This is a genomic window from Chryseobacterium panacisoli, from assembly GCF_008274625.1.
In the GTDB taxonomy this organism is placed as follows: Bacteria; Bacteroidota; Bacteroidia; order Flavobacteriales; family Weeksellaceae; genus Chryseobacterium; species Chryseobacterium panacisoli.
The window spans coordinates 1-17,080 of sequence record NZ_VTRU01000004.1; the positions used below are offsets into that span (position 1 = coordinate 1).

Genomic DNA, 17,080 nt, shown 5'->3' on the forward strand with positions numbered 1-17,080 from the left:
TACTGAATCTCTCTCGTTTTTCAGTGGGGCAAAGATAGCAACTTATAACAACGCAAAACAACTTTATTTAACATAAATTTTACCTTTACGTAATATTAATCCCTAATCCGCTGGAACGCAGGGAGAAAAATTTTAAACAAATGTTTGGGATTCCGAGTAAGAGAGTTGGAGAGTGGGAGAATTTGAGGGTTTGAGCGTGAAGGGAATCATGGGTAATGGGTAATGGGTAATGAAAGATACATTCTACTATATAGGATGAAAAATAAGTTGGGCTAAAGCCGGAGGAAGGGGGAATGCTTGATGAAAACGGGCTAAAGCCCGTTCCTATTGAATAATATTGGTTTAACCACAGAGGACACGGATTTTCACAGATGATCATGGAGAACTTTTGATGAAAAAGGGTAAAATCATTTCTATTGAACATAATGAGCTTGTTTTTATAATACAAACCCCAGAACACGCAACTCGAACCTCGGAGCTCACAACTCATAATTCATAACTCATAATTTATAATTCGTCTCACCCCTAGCCCTGATAGAAATGGGTACCCCGCAGCTTGTCTTTGAAAGGAATGGGGTTGGATGTGGGAAAGCACGGGCGCGAGGAGTATGAATGGATAGCAGGAAAATGCTCCTGAAAAAGATCATATATATAATAATGTATAGTAAAGGTATACCTATTATATAGTATGAAAGATATTCTATAAAAATAAATTACAAGTAGCAGCCTTCATTTCCTTTCTACAATGGGTATTTCATTCTTATGATTTACCTTTTCAACTACAACAATAGATGTAATAGTGATAAAAAGCGGCTAACATTTTTTTTGATTTCATACATTTGTAGTGCATTCCGGATTCTAAGGAGTGAAATGAGTTTTATATGACAGACAGAAAATATAAGGAAACGGTTCATACTGATAAAAACCACTACGAATATATTACGATAACACATGACGAAAATAACGTCAGAATTTATACTTTGAAAAATGGGTTGAAAGTTTTTCTTGCTCAAAACTTCGATGCTCCGAGGATACAGACTTTTATTCCTGTAAGAACCGGAAGCAATAATGACCCGGCTGATAATACAGGATTGGCCCATTATCTTGAGCATATGATGTTTAAAGGGACTTCACAAATCGGGACTCAAAACTGGGAAAAGGAAAAAGTACTTCTGGACCAGATCTCAGCGTTGTATGAAGAGCATAAAGCACAACAGGATTCTGAAAAGAAAAAGGAGATCTATAAAAAGATTGATGAAGTTTCTCAGGAAGCCAGTCAATATGCTATTGCCAATGAATATGACAAAGCCATTTCTTCTTTGGGAGCTACCGGAACGAATGCGCATACCTGGTTTGATGAAACAGTATATAAGAACAATATCCCGAACAACGAACTTGAAAAGTGGCTGAAAATAGAAAAGGAAAGGTTTTCTGAGATTGTGCTTCGCCTTTTTCATACGGAATTGGAATCTGTATATGAAGAATTCAACAGAGCTCAGGATAATGACACAAGACTTGTAAGCTATGAATTGATGGATGCTCTTTTCCCTACGCATCCTAACGGCCAACAGACAACTCTGGGAAGACCCGAGCATTTGAAAAACCCTTCTATGAAGGCTATTCACAAGTACTTTGATGAGTATTATGTTCCTAATAACTACGCTATGGTGTTGGTTGGTGATCTTGATTTTGAAGAGACCATTCAATTAGTAGATCAATATTTCGGCACTTTACCTTATAAAGAGCTTCCACAAAAGACACCGATTATTGAACAACCTATTACAGAAATTGTAACAAGAACAGTGAAAAGCCCTACTACTCCACGTACTCAACTGGCATGGAGAACAGAAAGCTACGGAACAAGGGATGCCATGCTTGCAGATGTTGTTGCCAATATCCTTAGTAACAGAGGTGAAGCCGGATTACTGGATCTGCATATCAATCAGACTCAAAAAATGCTTTGGGCTCAGGCATTTTCTGTAGGGTTAAGACAATATGGCTATTTTTCTATTGTAGCGGTTCCTAAGGAAACACAAACTCTTGAGGAGGTAAAGAACATGGTCCTGGAGGAAATTGAACTGATAAAGAAAGGCGATTTCCCGGACTGGATGCTGCCAGCCATCATCAATGATTTCAAAATTCAGAGAATGAAAGGCCTTGAAACAGCAGAAGGGCTTGCTACCACTCTGTATGATTCTTATATAAAAGGGATAACGTGGGAGCAGGAACTGAATGAGATGGATGAATACGCAGCTTTTACAAAAGAAGATGTAGTGAATTTTGCCAAGGATTTTTTCAAGGAAAATTATGTTGTTGTCAATAAAGAAAAAGGCGTTAATGACACGTTGATCAGAGTTGAGAATCCAGGTATTACACCCGTTAAAATTAACCGTGATACCCAGTCTGAGTTTTTAAAAGAGATTTTAACGGATAAAACGGAGGATATTAAGCCTGAATTTATCGATTATCAGAAAGAGATTGCCACTGATCAGCTTAACGGAAAGAAATTAAGCTTCGTCAAGAATAAGTATAATGATATTGCACAGCTGCATTTCATTTTTCCTTTTGGAAGTGACAATGACAGAGATTTAGGAATTTCCACTCAATTGCTGCAATACCTGGGTACGGATACTCTTTCGCCTGAAGATTTAAAAAAGGAATTTTTTAAAATCGGCATCAGTAATGATTTCAAAACCACGAATAACCAGTTGATCATTTCTCTGAGCGGACTGGAAGAAAATATAGAAAAAGGGATTGCTCTTCTGCAGCACTGGATGCATGATGTAAAACCAGACCAGGAAATTTATAATCAGTTTGTAGAAACTGTACTGGAAAACCGCCAGGCCATCAAGAAAGACAAAAACCGTATTATGACAGCCCTGACCAATTATACAAAATTGGGTGCTCACTCACGTTTTACAGATATTATTTCCAAAGAGGAACTTGAAGGCAGCAATTCTGAAGTTTTCACTGACAGAATGAAAAAGCTTTTCAAATACCCTTATCAGGTATTTTTCTATGGTAAAAACTTTGAGAATTTCAAGGGGTATATTGGTCAGTATATAGAAACTGAAAGTCTTCAGATCCCTGAAGCCAAACAATATCCGGAGCCTGCCACCGGAGGAAATGTAAATTTCATCAATTATGATATGGTTCAGATGGAAATGAGTAAGATTGGAAAAGGAAATATGGTGAACCCCCTTCATTTTGGAAAGATCAATGTATTCAATGAATATTTTGGGCGGGGATTATCTTCAATTGTTTTCCAGGAAATCCGTGAAAGTAAAAGTCTTGCTTATTCTGCTTATGTTTCTTACGCGGCCAACTCGGAACTCAACCATCCGGATTATGTAACGACTTATATCGGGACTCAGCCTGACAAACTCATGATTGCTGTGGATACGCTGAATGAACTGATGAATGAACTTCCCGAAGTGCCTATTCAGTTTGAGAACGCCAGAAATGCTGCAATGAAACAGATCGCCTCAACAAGGGTCACCAGAAATAATATATTTTTCAACACCTTAAGATTGAAGAAGCTGAATATTTATCATGATTTCAGGAAAGATATTTACACGCAGATCCAGGGTCTGAAATTTGAAGATATCAGACATTTTTATCAGACAGAAGTCAAATCCATAGATTTTAACACCGCCATTATCGGTAAAAAAGAAAATCTGAATATGGAAGCCGTCAATAAAATGGGAACATTTAAAGAAGTAAGTCTGAAAGATATTTTTGGACATTAAAAAACAAGCCGCCCGATAGAATTATCGGGCGGCTTGTTTTTTATAAATGATAAATAATAATGGATCAATGCCCCTTCATCATTTACTTATGTCATCATACAATCTCCGTCTCCATCCTGATAATTGGGATTAAAATTGTCAGGAAGCAATTCCAACAGCTGTTGATGAAACAAATATTCTCTTTTAAAATCGCGTTTATAGATATAAGAAAATATTTTTGATTGTTGTATTGCCTCATTCAGTCTGGTTTGATAACTTGTAAATCCTTTCACTTTATTGGTAACGATGAAATAATTTAAAAACCGGACAACCTCAGCTAAATCAGAAGCTGAAAAGAGGTAAGGTATTTTGAGGTATCCATCGCGAAGCTGCAACAGGAAGCAGGCTTTGATTTGATTATTCTGATCGAAAATCTTAATCCAAAAGTATGTAAATGTATCCGCAAAGCTTGAAAAGAAATACTTTTCATCTTTTTTTCCTTCCAACACCCATGGATTATCTATAAAAGTATTGATTTCATCTGCATTACGCACCCCTGAAAATTCAGTCATGAAATCAGCACTTTCTTTATCAATACAATGAAGGACTTCATATTTGAAATCCGGTTTCTGTACCGGTAAGTTTTTTATGGAGAGTAACAAATTGGCAGCCGTATCCAAAGACTGAAAAAGCGGCTTCAATGGTTGTGTTCCCGGTTTTTTTTCAGGAATCATTTTAGCAGCATCCGTTCTGAAGTAATATCTCCTCCCTTTTTTAGGAAAAACATATTCAAAAACACCCATAATATTGTAAAGGGCTTCTGCTTCTTTGGTAAATTCGGTAATGGCAATTCGCCCTTCGTATTCTTCAAAAACCTTTTTCAACAATGCTTTTGCAGGTCTTTTTTTTCTGTATTCAGGATTTGCATATAGAGTGCTTAGCCAGGCATACTGGATTTCTTTTCCATCAATAGTAATACTGTCCGGGAAACACCCAACATAACCAATAAGTTTTTCTTCAAAGAATGCCAGAATAAGAAGAGTATCTTCTTCTGATGCTTTAGGGTTCTGAATATGTGACAGCGCACGATGTTTTGTAATAGGAAGAAAATCATACTGCAGAAATGTTCCGGATGATATAAAATCTTCCAGTTCTTTTCTGTTGAATGTTTTCAGCGCTATCATTTTCTCAGAATGGTATTTTTATTAATCAGTCTTTTCAGTTTGAAGTAAGCCGTTTCTTTTTTTAATATTTGTTCTCCGCTCTCCCCCATCTCCATTGGAATTCTTTGAAAATTTCTCTTCACACTATCCAGTTTTACCCCTGCGCAGCCAAAGCTGCAGTAGATCTCTTCATTTTTAAAGAGTTCATCAAAAAAGTCTTTCCGAACTTCAAAATCAGTAAACGGAAATGCAAAACTTTCATAGAGGAAATTATTGTCTTTCAAATAAGCAAAAGTTTTATTTGTAGTTTCCATCTGTTCTTTCAAAGACAGATCTCCATATTTAGGGTGATCCCAGCTGTGAGAAGAGATTCCGAAACCTTTCCTGGTAAGTTCTTTTAGCTCTTCTGTACTTAAATAGGGTTTATATTCTTTTGAATAAGCATTAAAATCCACTTCAAGCTTTTCAGCAAGCCCTTCCAGAAGATCTTTTCCCCGATAATTTACCTGTAAAATATTCTTTTGCAAAGTTTCTCTCTCTGCGTGGCTGCCAAGAGAAAACATGCGGTAAACCTCAGGATGTATAGTTTTGTTCTTTTCAACGGCATCCGCAAGAAGGCTGGCCTTGCATCTGAACATCATATCTTTATTATCTATGAAAGCAGGGTTTACAAAATTACAGGCATAAATTCCTTTTCGTTCCAGAATAGGAGCAGCAACATCATAAAATTCTCTGAAACCGTCATCAAAAGTAAGCAGGGCGATTTTTTTCTCAGGCTTAAAATCCCCGGATATATAATCCTTAAACTCCTGCCAGCTTACAAACCGGAAGTTCTTTGCAAGATGATCCAGATCTTCTTCAAACTGTTTTGTATTCTTATAACGGATCACATGTTTTATATGGGGAAGCTCTCTGTCTGAGACACTGTGATAAAGCGGCAAACAGTAATCCAGCGGAAAAGATTTCCCGATATCACCAGATTCAAAAGCTGCCAAAACATTGATAATCCTGTCTTTCATCTTATTTAAAATAAAAAAGAACCTATTCAAAACTCAGTTTAAATAGATTCTTAAAGGTATAACTTTTAAAAATTATTTTATAATCTTCATTTCATCAATAAGCCACTTTGAATCAGCGAACTTTTCGATGATGAAAAGGATATATTTTGTATCTACCATGATGTTTCTGCTGAAACGCGGATCATAGTTGATATCACTCATTGTACCTTCCCACTGTCTGTCAAAATTCAGTCCTACAAGATTTCCGTTGGCATCAAGAGCAGGGCTTCCTGAGTTTCCTCCTGTTGTGTGGTTGGTTGCAGTAAATCCTACAGGGACGTCACCAGTTTTATCTTTATAATTTCCGAAATCTTTTTTGTTGTAAAGATCAATCAGTTTCTTTGGAACATCAAATTCGTAATCTCCTGGAACATATTTCTCCATTACACCAGCCAGGTGAGTCTGGTATCCGTAAGAAACAGCATCTCTTGGCGCAGATCCTTTTACTTTACCATACGTTACACGAAGCGTTGAGTTAGCATCCGGGAAGAATTTTCTGTCTTTATCCGTCTGCATCTGCTGTGCCATGAATTTTTTCTGTAAAGCATCAATTTTTGTCTGCATTGAGATATACTGAGGATCTGCAGTTTTCATATACGTTTCTTTCATAGAAACATACAGCTGGTAAATAGGATCTTTCTTTAAAGTTTTGATCAATTTATCCTGGTTAGAAAACGCTTTATCAATATCAGCCGTTAATGTTCCTCCATTCACAGCAGTTCTTCCTGTAATGATAGAGTTTTTAGACATATCTTCTATTACAGGGATATTCGGGCTTTCATCTTTGTATTTGCTGAACCCTGCCGGTAAAAACTGCGGCGCTGTTTTATTAACGTATAAAGCCAATAATTTGGCGGTTACTTTAGCATCAAGCTCTGCACTGTAATCTTTGTAGAAAGAGGTTAATTTTGTTTTTAACTTTGTAAGTTCCTTTTCATCCATTCTTCCCGCTTCTACAGAAGCTACAAAGTCATAATAATCACCAGCCAGCTTCAAAGTCTCAGCATTTCTTACCACTTCTGTAAAATAAGCATTGTTTAATGCATAAGGAGCCTGATCATTATAAAGTTTATTCAACTGGTCTAAAGTATTCTTGATCTCCGGATTTTTAGCCACTAAAGAACCTTCATACATTACTTTCTTCTCTACAGCATTGGATTTTTTCAATCCTTCTACTTCACCGATCCATTTTTTCCAGTAGTTTGCTACAGAAGCATATTTTGAAGCATATTTGATACGTGTTTCGTTATCAACACGCATTTTTTCGTCTAATGTTTTTAAAGCAACGTCACGTACCGCAATTCTTGCAGGATCAATATCCTTCATGATTTTTTCTACTCCTACCGCAGGAAGATATTCTGTAGTTCTTCCCGGAAAACCGAATACAAAAGTAAAATCGTTTTCATTTTTATCTTTTATAGAAACCGGTAAGTAGTGTTTCGGAACGTAAGGAACATTATCTTTTGAATATTCCGCAGGTCTGTTGTTCTTATCTGCATAGATTCTGAACATAGAGAAATCTCCTGTATGTCTAGGCCAAACCCAGTTGTCTGTATCACTTCCGAATTTCCCGATGCTTTGAGGCGGAGCTCCTACCAAACGGATATCTTTATACGTTTCGATGGTGTAAGCATAGTATTTGTTTCCATAATACATAGGCTTTACCATGATCGACTGGTAAGATTCAATTTTCTGAGAGTTTTTGTACACCTCAATATTGTTGTTGATCCTTTTAGTCAATTCAGGTTCTGTAAGATTATCTGTCCCTTCTAAAATCTGATCAGTAACTTCTTTTATATCTACAATAAAATCTACTTTCACTCCCGGATTAGGAAGTTCTCCCTGTGTATTTTTTGCCCAGAATCCGTTTGAAAGTAAATCATTCTGAACAGTAGAATGCGCCTGGATCTGACCAAAACCACAGTGATGATTGGTTAAAAGCAGTCCTTTAGGCGAAATAATTTCTGCAGTACATCCGCCGTTAAACTGTACTACCGCATCCTTTATACTTGGTTTCTGAGGGTTGAAAATATCTTTTGCAGAAATCTTCATTCCCAAATCCTTCATTTCCTTTTCATTCAGCTCTGTAGGAATCCACATTCCTCCATATTGTTGTGCAAATGCCATTGCAGCCGGCAAAAGAAATACAGATAAAAGTATCTTTTTTGTCATAATCAAAATTTTGCCCGAATTTACAAAGAAAAATAAGAATAGACCTTATAAAATGGCCGGAAAAGTTGTTCTGAGGTCTTTTTTGAAAACATTGACCGGGAATAGTCAATTTTGCTTCGCAAGTGAATGGTGAATGTTTATGACGAGACGGAACTAAATACATTAAAATTGACAAGCGAAGCAAATTAACATTGACCCTTCACTATTTCCCCTCTGGCTTAGTTTTTGTTGATTGGAAGTAACTTTACTATTAAAAACCTATTTAAATTAATTATTATGATGAAAAGCAAAATGCTTGTGTTGGGAATGGGAGCAGCCTTGTTTCTTGCTTCATGTTCTAAAAAAGAAACCACTGAAACAACCGCTACAATCACAGATTCTGCTACAGCTGTTCAACCCGTTGCTACAGACAGTATCACTAAAGCGACGCCGACAGCAGCTGGTGACACTTCTGAAAATGCACTGGACTGGGCCGGTACTTATGAAGCGACAGTTCCCTGCGCTGACTGTCCGGGAATCAAGACTTCTTTAACATTGAATAATGATAAAACATTCAGCATTTCTGAAGAATATCTTGACAGAAATTCAAAGAATCAGGATAAAGGCTCTTTCACATGGGATTCTACGGGAAGCATGATCACTTTAAAAGGAAAATCTGCCAGCTATAAATACAAAGTGGGTGAAAATATGCTGATCCAGCTGGATATGGAAGGAAAAGAAATTGATGGTCCCAACAAGGATCTCTATATATTCAAGAAAAAATAAAAATAAAGGCTTCGGCCTTTATTTTTTTGCTTTTATATCTTCTAAAACTGATAGGCTTTGATTTTCGGATCATCTACCAGACGTCTGATGACTTCTTCATGATGGGTGTTTTTTCCGGTTAGCCGCCAGATAACAGTTAGACTTTCCGGCGAATACTGCTGTTTGATCATCAGATATTTCAGGTGATGTTCTTTAAAGATGTTTTCACAATATTGAATATCAGCGGAATCCGTCAACGCAATTTTATATTCCCTTACTTTATTATAATTATCAATGAAATTCTGAAGATAAGTCAATACACTCAAAATAATTAATACCAAAGCAGTTCCCAACAATGCAATATAGACATATCCGGAACCCACTGCCATTCCAATAGAGGCCGTTGCCCAAATAGTAGTTGCTGTGGTAATTCCTTCAATTTTATTATCTCCTTTGAAAATCACCCCTGCTCCGAGAAATCCGATTCCTGTAATAATATTGGCAGCAAGACGATCCGGATTTTCAACACCTATTTTTATAGAAAGAATTGTAAAGAGACAGGCCCCAAAACAAACCAGTATAAAGGTTCTGAGCCCGGCAGATTTATTACGATATTCGCGTTCAGCACCAATGAACAGTCCTAAAATAACAGAAATAAGGATAAGCAGCAATTCATTTTTGACAGCGTAATGGTCCTGAAGAAAATCCATTTTTTATAATTTAAATGTAGAATAAAATTACAATAAAAAATTTATCTTAGGGATTATCATTGAACTTTGTTAAGGGCAGGAAGGTTTTATTTGACTGAAAACTTTCGTAATATTACAGATTAAATGTAAACGGCAGGTAAAGGAGCTATGGAACCTACATTTTTTCCGACAAAAGAAGCATTCAGAAAATGGCTTGAGAAGCACCATGAAGATGAGAAAGAACTCTTAACGGGATTCTACAAAACCGGAAGTGGGAAACCTTCTATGAGCTGGTCTGAATCGGTAGACCAGGCTTTATGTTTTGGCTGGATAGACGGTGTGAGAAAATCAATAGATCACGAAAGTTATTCTATACGTTTTACGCCAAGAAAATCTTCCAGTATCTGGAGCAATATCAATATAAAGAAAGTTGAAGAGCTCACCAAAGCAGGGCTGATGACTCCTGCAGGACAAAAAGCATTTGATCTCAGAAAAGAGAACAAATCCGGAATTTATTCCCATGAAAAAGCAGAAGTTACTCTTGATCCTGTTTATCAAAAACAGTTTACGGATCATCAGGCTGCCTGGGAATTTTTTGAAAGCCAGGCTCCTTCCTATAAAAAGGTGATCATACACTGGATTATGAGTGCCAAACAGGAAAAGACAAGGCTTTCACGGCTTGAAAAAGCTATTGATACAAGTAAACAATCAAAAAGATTAGAATAAAAAGATTATTATGGATAAAGAAATTTCACACTTCTGGTTAGGGTATTTCAAGAATGAAGAAGATTTTTATAGTTTCGTAGAAGAGGATGAAAATTATTATATAGAGGAAGAAACCGACGATCAGTATGTTTCAAAATTCGCAGAATCACAAAACATCAAATGGTTTGATGATGACTTTATAGAATACGGCTTTGAGGATGAAAATCTTGGACTTTATGACAAGTTTGCAGAATACTCTTATGCTGACCAATGGCTTCCAATCCTGGAAAATAAACTGAATGAGCTAAGTCTGGATACTCCAGTGAATGCCATCATTTTTGCAACAAGATTTGTAATTCCTAATCCTGTTTCTGTAGAAAATGACGATTTTTCGCTGCATTATGTGGGTGAAATAGAATATAGTATTTAGCCTTCAATGAAAAGAGCTTCAATAAAGGATTACGGGAATCTGCTGAAGGTTTTTGTAATCCTTTTAGATTATGGTGTGATCAGAAAAGAGAAGGTCATTAGCTGGGTCGATTCTATATTGGCATCTGAGAATGAATCTGAATATGTATTCATTGAACTTTCCACTTGTGCAAATACACACGATATCATACAGATCTTAAACAAGAATGTCCTTAATTCAGATTCAGAAATCACATCCAGAGCTGTATTAGGAATTTTATATCATCTGCTGCATGAGGATAAAGTTGTTTTAAAAAATATCTTTGAAACTGCCACCCATATTTCTTACGAAGAACAGCTTACCACTGAAGAACAGTTTCTTCTTTACCGGTTTGATGAATATACTGAACTTTTCGAAAACGGAATACTTGAGAAATTAAATCTTTTTAAAGCTAATTTTGAGGAATTACTAGGTGTATACAAAGACTTCAAACTTGATAATTCTCATCAATGGGTAACGATTAATGAGAAGATAAAACAGGATCTGCAAATAAAACTTGAAGCTTTCAAAAGTGATTATCTCTATTAAGGAATATTGAATATCAATACGTATATTGGGCCAAACGGCAATCAATTCATAATGCATATAATTTTGTAGAAAAATAGAGGTATCCTAATTCTAATAAAAAATAAAACTTCCGCCCAAAAGACGGAAGTTTTTTATTTAAGGTATGATTGACAGTATTGATTAATGTGCCTCCAGCCAGTTGTCTCCTACTCCAATTTCTACTAACAACGGAACCTGTGTTTTTAAGGCATTTTCCATTTCAGTTTTGATGAGTTTTGAAGCGGCTTCAATTTCATCTGCCGGTGATTCAAATATCAATTCGTCATGTACCTGAAGCAGCATTTTTGTTTTTAACTGCTGCTCAATGATTTCTCTGTCTATTTTAATCATTGCAAGCTTTACAACATCCGCAGCACTTCCCTGAACCGGTGCATTTACAGCATTTCTTTCTGCATGACCTCTTACCACGAAATTATTGGAATTGATATCTTTTAAATGACGTTTTCTTCCTAAAATAGTTTCCACATAGCCCATCTGACGTGCTTTATTCACCTGTTCAGCCATGTATTCCTTCAGTTTTGGATAGGTTTCAAAATAAGCTTCAATCATCTGCTTAGCCTCTGTACGGGATAATCCGGTCTGTTCTGCCAATGCAAAAGCTCCCTGTCCGTAGATAATACCAAAATTTACAGTCTTAGCCTGGCTTCTCTGAGTTTTGGAAACTTCTTCCAAAGGAATTTTAAAGAGTTTCGCTGCGGTGGAAGCGTGAATATCTTCTCCGTCCTGGAACGCTTTGATCATATTATCTTCTCCCGAGATTTCAGCGATTAAACGAAGTTCAATCTGCGAATAATCGGCAGAAATAATCTTTTTCCCTTCTCCTGAAACAAAAGCTCCACGAATCTGCTGTCCTCTTAAGGTTCGGATCGGGATATTCTGCAGGTTTGGATTTACACTCGCCAAACGGCCTGTAGCGGCTGTAGTCTGTGAGAAATTGGTGTGTACTCTGTTATCGTCTTTATCAATCTGTGATGGCAGAGCATCTACATAGGTTGATTTTAATTTCTGATAGGTTCTGTATTCCAGAATATGCTTGATGATCTCATGTTTTGAACTGAGTTTCTGAAGAACATCTTCTGAAGTTGCATATTGCCCCGTCTTTGTTTTTTTGGCTTTCGGATCCAGCTGCATCTTTTCAAACAGGATTTCTCCCAGCTGTTTTGGCGAATTCATATTGAATTCCTCGCCCGAAAGCTCAAAAATTGTGGCTTCTAACTGCTTCAGGTCATTTTCAAGATCTATACTTTCCTGCGCCAGCCATTTTTCATCCAGAGAAATACCTGCCAATTCCATTTTTGCCAGTACTTCCATCAGAGGCATTTCAATATTGTAGAAAAGGTCTTCGAGGTTCTCTTTTTTCAGCTGTGGTGCAAAAAGCTCATACAATTGGAAAGTGATGTCCGCATCTTCTGCGGCGTAATCTGTCTGTGTTCTCAGATCTGCATCTCTGAAGCTGCCCTGTTTCTTACCTTTTTTTCCGATGATGGTTTCTATAGATACCGGTTTATAGTTCAGGTATACTTCTGAAAGGTAATCCATACCGTGTCTTCCGTCCGGATTCAGCAGGTAATGGGCGATCATGGTATCAAACATTGCACCTTTTACAGTAATGTCGTATTGTTTTAAAACTTTATAATCGTATTTCAGATTGTGAGCAATTTTCAGCAGATCTTCTTTTTCAAAAAACGGTCTGAAAATCTCTAACGTCTGCAACACTTCGGCTCTGTCTTCAGAAAGCGGAATATAATAAGCAAGCCCTTTTTTATAAGAGAAACTCATTCCCACCAATTCTGCTTCCAGTTCATTTAATGAAGTAGTTTCCGTATCAAAACAAACAACCTTTTGCTTCAACAGATTATCAACTAATTTTTTCTGAGCTTTCGGATTGTCGATGAACTGATAAAGATGATCGTTCTGCTCAATAGTAGATTTTGTAGAAGTAGCCTGTTCCAGCTCTTCAAAATTGGCAAAAAGATCAAGCTGCATCACCTGTCCTTTTATTTCTGTGCCGGCTGGAGTCTGCTTTACTTCTACCTCGCTCACCACCACTGTTTCTGTTGGAGCAGGTGCAAAAGCTCTGTAAAGATTTTCATAAAGTCTTCTGAATTCTATTTCATCGAAGACTTCTTTTACTTTTTCAAAATCCGGAGTTTCAAGGTCATATTGTTCCTGATGAAATTCTACAGGAGCGTCACAGATAATGGTTGCTAATTTTTTAGATAAAATACCACGTTCTGCGGAAGCTTCTACTTTTTCTTTCAGTTTCCCTTTCAGCTTATCGGTATTGGCCAGTAAAGTTTCAATATTTCCGAATTCTTTAAGGAATTTCATTGCAGTTTTCTCCCCTACCCCTTCCAGTCCGGGGATATTATCTACCGCATCACCCATCATGGCAAGAAAATCAATAACCTGTTTTGGGTCTTCAATCTCATATTTTGCCTTTACCTCATCAACGCCCAGAATTTCAATATCACCCCCTTTTAAGCCTGGCTTATAAATTTTAATTTTATCGGTAACCAGCTGTGCAAAATCCTTATCGGGGGTTACCATAAAAGTGGTATACCCTTCTCTTTCTGCTTTGCACGCAATGGTACCTATTACATCATCTGCTTCATATCCTTCCACTCCCAGGCGTGGAATATGCATAGCTTCAAGAATTCTGTGGATGTATGGAACAGCAATTTTAATCGCCTCAGGGGTTTCACTTCTGTTGGCTTTGTAGTCTGAATAGTCATCAGTTCTTACACTAGCCTGTCCTACATCAAAAACTACTGCCAGGTGGGTAGGCTTCTCTCTTCTGATCAATTCGATCAAAGAGTTGGTAAAACCAAAGATAGCAGAAGTATCCAATCCTTTGCTGGTGAGTCTCGGATTCCTGATTAATGCGTAATATCCTCTGAAAATCATCGCATAGGCATCGATGAGAAACAGCCTTTTATCTTGTGTTGCGTCCATATTTTGAATAATGAACAAATATAAGAAAATAGGAGTAAAAGTTGGTAGTCCGGGGAAGGGATTCGGGGTTCAGATGATGAATTGTGAGTCGTCAATTTGCTTCGCTGGAGAATTTTTTTGTAATGGTATTTACTTTTGAAGCAATATTCAGCATTTGGCAGATAGAATTTGTCTGAACTTTTTTATTTTTTATAGATGGTTATTAATTATATTATGGATAAAAAAAGGAACAGCATACCAATGGTATACTGTTCCTTTTTTCTTTAAGTTGTATTGGATTATTTACCTGGCCATAATCCAGCATACTGAGAAGTACCGTAGTCAATTGTTTCGGCACTTACTACAAAACTGATCAGCATACTGTTGCTGTCTACTGCGTCGAAATCTACTTCGTGCTGGATTACATATCCGTTCTCCCATTTCAAAGTAATTAATGTTCCTTCTTCGTGAGATTTGTTAAAAGTGATTTCTCCTACTGTTGGCTTGTATTTACCGTTTAACAAGCTTTCAAGGATGTCAGATTTTTCAGTAGCTTCTACAGTTACTTTAATCAATGCGTTAGAAGGATCTGATGCTACACGTCCTGATACATCTGTAGATCTTGATACACTGTAGTTCATTTTTAACAGTTTCTGTCCTTCACCGTTGTTGAATTTTAAGATTCCTCTTGAATTTCTTTCTGCCATGATTGTAAATTTTAATCGTTAGTAATAAATTGTTTATTCAATAATTATATAACAAAGATAGCTCCCCTGGTTTTGAAAAAAAAGCATTTGAACAGAAATATGAAAAAGTGTAGTAATTATACGATTTGGTGTAGTAGTTCTACGATTTCATGTCGTAATTCTACGATAAAAGATTTAAAACAAAACATAATGCATTATAAATAAATGGATTAAATATCATCAGGAAAAAAGAAAATTTTATCAATTATTACACCAACAAGAGAAATAAAATGCTAAAAAGATGACTTTACGGATATCAAAAAGGTTCTATTTATTCAGCATAAATATGCGCAGGTTGAGACTAGAAAATATTTATGATTTCATTGCGGTTTCATAAACGGCTTGATCTTATATAAAAAAACAGAACAGTATACCCGGATGAGTGTACTGTTCTGTACCAATTTTATTTTTACTAAGATGATGAATAGGCTTAATTAGTACCTGCTGAAGGCCATAGTCCAGCGTACTGAGAAGTACCGTAGTCAATGGTTTCAGCACTGATTACGAAGCTGATCAGCATACTGTTGCTGTCTACTGCATCGAAGTCTACTTCGTGCTGGATTACGTATCCGTTTTCCCAGTTCAAAGTAATTAATGTTCCTTCTTCATGAGATTTGTTGAACGTAATTTCTCCTTTTGTAGGCTTGTATTTACCGTTTAACAAGCTTTCAAGGATGTCAGATTTTTCAGTAGCTTCTACTGTAACCTTGATCAATGCGTTAGAAGGGTCTGATGCTACACGTCCTGATACGTCTGTAGATCTGGATACACTGTAATTCATTTTTAACAGCTTCTGTCCTTCTCCTCCGTTGAATTTTAAGATTCCTCTTGAATTTCTTTCTGCCATGATTGTAAATTTTGATCGTTAATATTTTGTGATTCGGTGATTGTTTAGCAAAGATAGAAGCTCTTTTCTGCTAAAAAAAGCTTTTGAATAGAAATCTGAAAATTTGTAGTAGTTCTACGATTTCTTGTCGTAATTCTACGACATTGGATTTAAAACTCCTGCTTAAAACTTTACCAGCAAAGGATTTCAACTTATTGAAAAATAATATCAAAAAAGAAAATTTTCCACCTGAGTGAGAAATATTAAGATTTGTTTAATATAAAATTAGCTTTTTTTAACAGATCTGTTATTGTATAAAAAAACAACCAACTGAACATTGATTGCTTTTCTATTTGTATTTGAGGTGATTTACTGCTGGGTACTTGCTCCTTCTTTGATGGAACGAACCAATATTTTATTTTTTCTTAACAGAAAATCCGGCATAAGGTCAACCGGAAGATAGAAAGGACTTTCTCCTTTTCTCTGCAGTTCTTCTACGATACCGGGATTCCAGGTGAGGATTTTATCCATGTCTACATTAAGTTCATCAGCAACAACTTTCAGGTTGAATCCTGCATTGATTTCCGTTTCTGAAAGCGCAGCAGTCATCTCTCTTCTGTTTCCGTCCTCAAAGAAAATTTTGTTGATCCTTGAAGAATTGTAGTTACTTAAAACACTCTGAAGTTCTCCGGTAGCATAGCATGCATTGAGATATTTCTTCACATGGTTAATGGTTTCACCAGGAAGGTATTTAGAGAATTCGTGATATTGAGTGGAGCCTGCGGCCTCCATGGCTTTGGCAATATTTCCTTCACCGCAGTTATAAGCTGCTACAACGGTTACCCAATTGTTATATTTCTTATAGAGATTTGCTAATGAGATAACAGCTGTTTTTGTACTTTTATAAACATCGGTACGATTTTGTTCCGTAAGTCCGTATTGATTAGCATGGGCTGTCATGAATTGCCATATTCCTACTGCTCCGGCTCCGGAAGTGATATTTCTGTCGAAATGAGATTCTATCAGTGCAAGGTTTCTTAAATGTTTGGGAAGCCCTTTCTGAAGAAGTAACTGTTCAATAAATTCTACAAGATCTTTGTTGGCATTAATAATACCTTTATATTTTTTCACACTGCTTTCCGAAGTATCGGAAGCGGCAAGAAACTGCCCGTTTACACTCATAACAGTTCCTAACAATAGTAAGCCTGTAAAAATATTTCTGACAATGGTTTTCATTTTATTTGTATTTATAAGCAAAAAGGCAAATATATTTTTTGCC

At 36.6% G+C, this 17,080-nt stretch carries 13 protein-coding genes; 5 read left to right on the forward strand and 8 right to left on the reverse strand.

Features of this window, described 5'->3' with window-relative positions; genetic code table 11:
* Nucleotides 1-881: 881 nt before the first annotated feature.
* The gene (locus FW781_RS15625) at nucleotides 882-3,749 is read left to right on the forward strand and encodes a M16 family metallopeptidase (protein WP_149388294.1); all 2,868 of its coding nucleotides are present in this window, start codon (nucleotides 882-884) and stop codon (nucleotides 3,747-3,749) included.
* An 86-nt stretch (nucleotides 3,750-3,835) separates the two neighbouring features.
* Here the strand turns inward: FW781_RS15625 and FW781_RS15630 are convergent, their stop codons facing one another.
* From FW781_RS15630 to FW781_RS15640, 3 genes are all read right to left on the reverse strand, one after another.
* A complete protein-coding gene (locus FW781_RS15630; protein ID WP_149388295.1) occupies nucleotides 3,836-4,912 on the reverse strand; it encodes a GNAT family N-acetyltransferase in 1,077 nt (358 codons plus the stop codon).
* A complete protein-coding gene (locus FW781_RS15635; protein ID WP_149388296.1) occupies nucleotides 4,909-5,910 on the reverse strand; it encodes a polysaccharide deacetylase family protein in 1,002 nt (333 codons plus the stop codon). Before FW781_RS15635 ends, FW781_RS15630 begins: the two co-directional genes overlap by 4 nt.
* A 72-nt stretch (nucleotides 5,911-5,982) precedes the next feature.
* Entirely contained in the window at nucleotides 5,983-8,121 is a 2,139-nt protein-coding gene (locus FW781_RS15640; protein ID WP_149388297.1) for a S46 family peptidase, read from the reverse strand.
* A 276-nt stretch (nucleotides 8,122-8,397) separates the two neighbouring features.
* Here FW781_RS15640 and FW781_RS15645 point away from each other — a divergent pair, with 276 nt between their 5' ends.
* Nucleotides 8,398-8,886 carry a copper resistance protein NlpE gene (locus tag FW781_RS15645; protein ID WP_228720213.1) on the forward strand — a complete coding sequence of 163 codons (489 nt, stop codon included), beginning with the start codon at nucleotides 8,398-8,400 and terminating at the stop codon, nucleotides 8,884-8,886.
* A gap of 41 nt (nucleotides 8,887-8,927) precedes the next feature.
* Here the strand turns inward: FW781_RS15645 and FW781_RS15650 are convergent, their stop codons facing one another.
* A complete protein-coding gene (locus tag FW781_RS15650) occupies nucleotides 8,928-9,575 on the reverse strand; it encodes an MgtC/SapB family protein (RefSeq protein WP_149388298.1) in 648 nt (215 codons plus the stop codon).
* A 147-nt stretch (nucleotides 9,576-9,722) separates the two neighbouring features.
* Here FW781_RS15650 and FW781_RS15655 point away from each other — a divergent pair, with 147 nt between their 5' ends.
* From FW781_RS15655 to FW781_RS15665, 3 genes are read left to right on the forward strand one after another with little or no spacing between them, the layout of a single operon-like run.
* Nucleotides 9,723-10,280 carry a YdeI/OmpD-associated family protein gene (locus FW781_RS15655; RefSeq protein WP_149388299.1) on the forward strand — a complete coding sequence of 186 codons (558 nt, stop codon included), beginning with the start codon at nucleotides 9,723-9,725 and terminating at the stop codon, nucleotides 10,278-10,280.
* Nucleotides 10,281-10,290: 10 nt separating this feature from the next.
* Nucleotides 10,291-10,689 (forward strand): immunity 22 family protein, encoded by a 399-nt coding sequence (locus FW781_RS15660; protein ID WP_149388300.1) that lies wholly within the window; start codon nucleotides 10,291-10,293, stop codon nucleotides 10,687-10,689.
* A 6-nt stretch (nucleotides 10,690-10,695) separates the two neighbouring features.
* Complete coding sequence (locus FW781_RS15665; protein WP_149388301.1) at nucleotides 10,696-11,256, forward strand: hypothetical protein; 561 nt, start codon at nucleotides 10,696-10,698, stop codon at nucleotides 11,254-11,256.
* A gap of 159 nt (nucleotides 11,257-11,415) precedes the next feature.
* Here FW781_RS15665 and polA read toward each other — a convergent pair whose 3' ends face one another.
* The 4 genes from polA to FW781_RS15685 all read right to left on the reverse strand — a co-directional run bounded on the left by polA (nucleotide 11,416) and on the right by FW781_RS15685 (nucleotide 17,037).
* Nucleotides 11,416-14,250 carry a DNA polymerase I gene (polA, locus tag FW781_RS15670; RefSeq protein WP_149388302.1) on the reverse strand — a complete coding sequence of 945 codons (2,835 nt, stop codon included), beginning with the start codon at nucleotides 14,248-14,250 and terminating at the stop codon, nucleotides 11,416-11,418.
* 278 nt (nucleotides 14,251-14,528) lie between these two features.
* Nucleotides 14,529-14,936 carry a type VI secretion system tube protein TssD gene (tssD, locus tag FW781_RS15675; RefSeq protein ID WP_047424456.1) on the reverse strand — a complete coding sequence of 136 codons (408 nt, stop codon included), beginning with the start codon at nucleotides 14,934-14,936 and terminating at the stop codon, nucleotides 14,529-14,531.
* A gap of 469 nt (nucleotides 14,937-15,405) precedes the next feature.
* On the reverse strand, nucleotides 15,406-15,822 hold the full coding sequence (gene tssD, locus FW781_RS15680; RefSeq protein WP_149388303.1) for a type VI secretion system tube protein TssD: 417 nt from the start codon (nucleotides 15,820-15,822) through the stop codon (nucleotides 15,406-15,408).
* 348 nt (nucleotides 15,823-16,170) lie between these two features.
* A complete protein-coding gene (locus tag FW781_RS15685) occupies nucleotides 16,171-17,037 on the reverse strand; it encodes a lytic transglycosylase domain-containing protein (RefSeq protein ID WP_149388304.1) in 867 nt (288 codons plus the stop codon).
* Nucleotides 17,038-17,080: the final 43 nt, after the last annotated feature.

Coding starts and splice junctions, on each gene's coding strand:
- FW781_RS15640 (WP_149388297.1), bottom strand. CDS start 8,121: ATGACAAAAAAGATACTTTTATCTGTATTTCTTTTGCCGGCTGCAATG.
- FW781_RS15655 (WP_149388299.1), top strand. CDS start 9,723: ATGGAACCTACATTTTTTCCGACAAAAGAAGCATTCAGAAAATGGCTT.
- FW781_RS15645 (WP_228720213.1), top strand. CDS start 8,398: ATGATGAAAAGCAAAATGCTTGTGTTGGGAATGGGAGCAGCCTTGTTT.
- FW781_RS15660 (WP_149388300.1), top strand. CDS start 10,291: ATGGATAAAGAAATTTCACACTTCTGGTTAGGGTATTTCAAGAATGAA.
- FW781_RS15650 (WP_149388298.1), bottom strand. CDS start 9,575: ATGGATTTTCTTCAGGACCATTACGCTGTCAAAAATGAATTGCTGCTT.
- polA (WP_149388302.1), bottom strand. CDS start 14,250: ATGGACGCAACACAAGATAAAAGGCTGTTTCTCATCGATGCCTATGCG.
- FW781_RS15630 (WP_149388295.1), bottom strand. CDS start 4,912: ATGATAGCGCTGAAAACATTCAACAGAAAAGAACTGGAAGATTTTATA.
- tssD (WP_047424456.1), bottom strand. CDS start 14,936: ATGGCAGAAAGAAATTCAAGAGGAATCTTAAAATTCAACAACGGTGAA.
- FW781_RS15625 (WP_149388294.1), top strand. CDS start 882: ATGACAGACAGAAAATATAAGGAAACGGTTCATACTGATAAAAACCAC.
- tssD (WP_149388303.1), bottom strand. CDS start 15,822: ATGGCAGAAAGAAATTCAAGAGGAATCTTAAAATTCAACGGAGGAGAA.
- FW781_RS15665 (WP_149388301.1), top strand. CDS start 10,696: ATGAAAAGAGCTTCAATAAAGGATTACGGGAATCTGCTGAAGGTTTTT.
- FW781_RS15635 (WP_149388296.1), bottom strand. CDS start 5,910: ATGAAAGACAGGATTATCAATGTTTTGGCAGCTTTTGAATCTGGTGAT.
- FW781_RS15685 (WP_149388304.1), bottom strand. CDS start 17,037: ATGAAAACCATTGTCAGAAATATTTTTACAGGCTTACTATTGTTAGGA.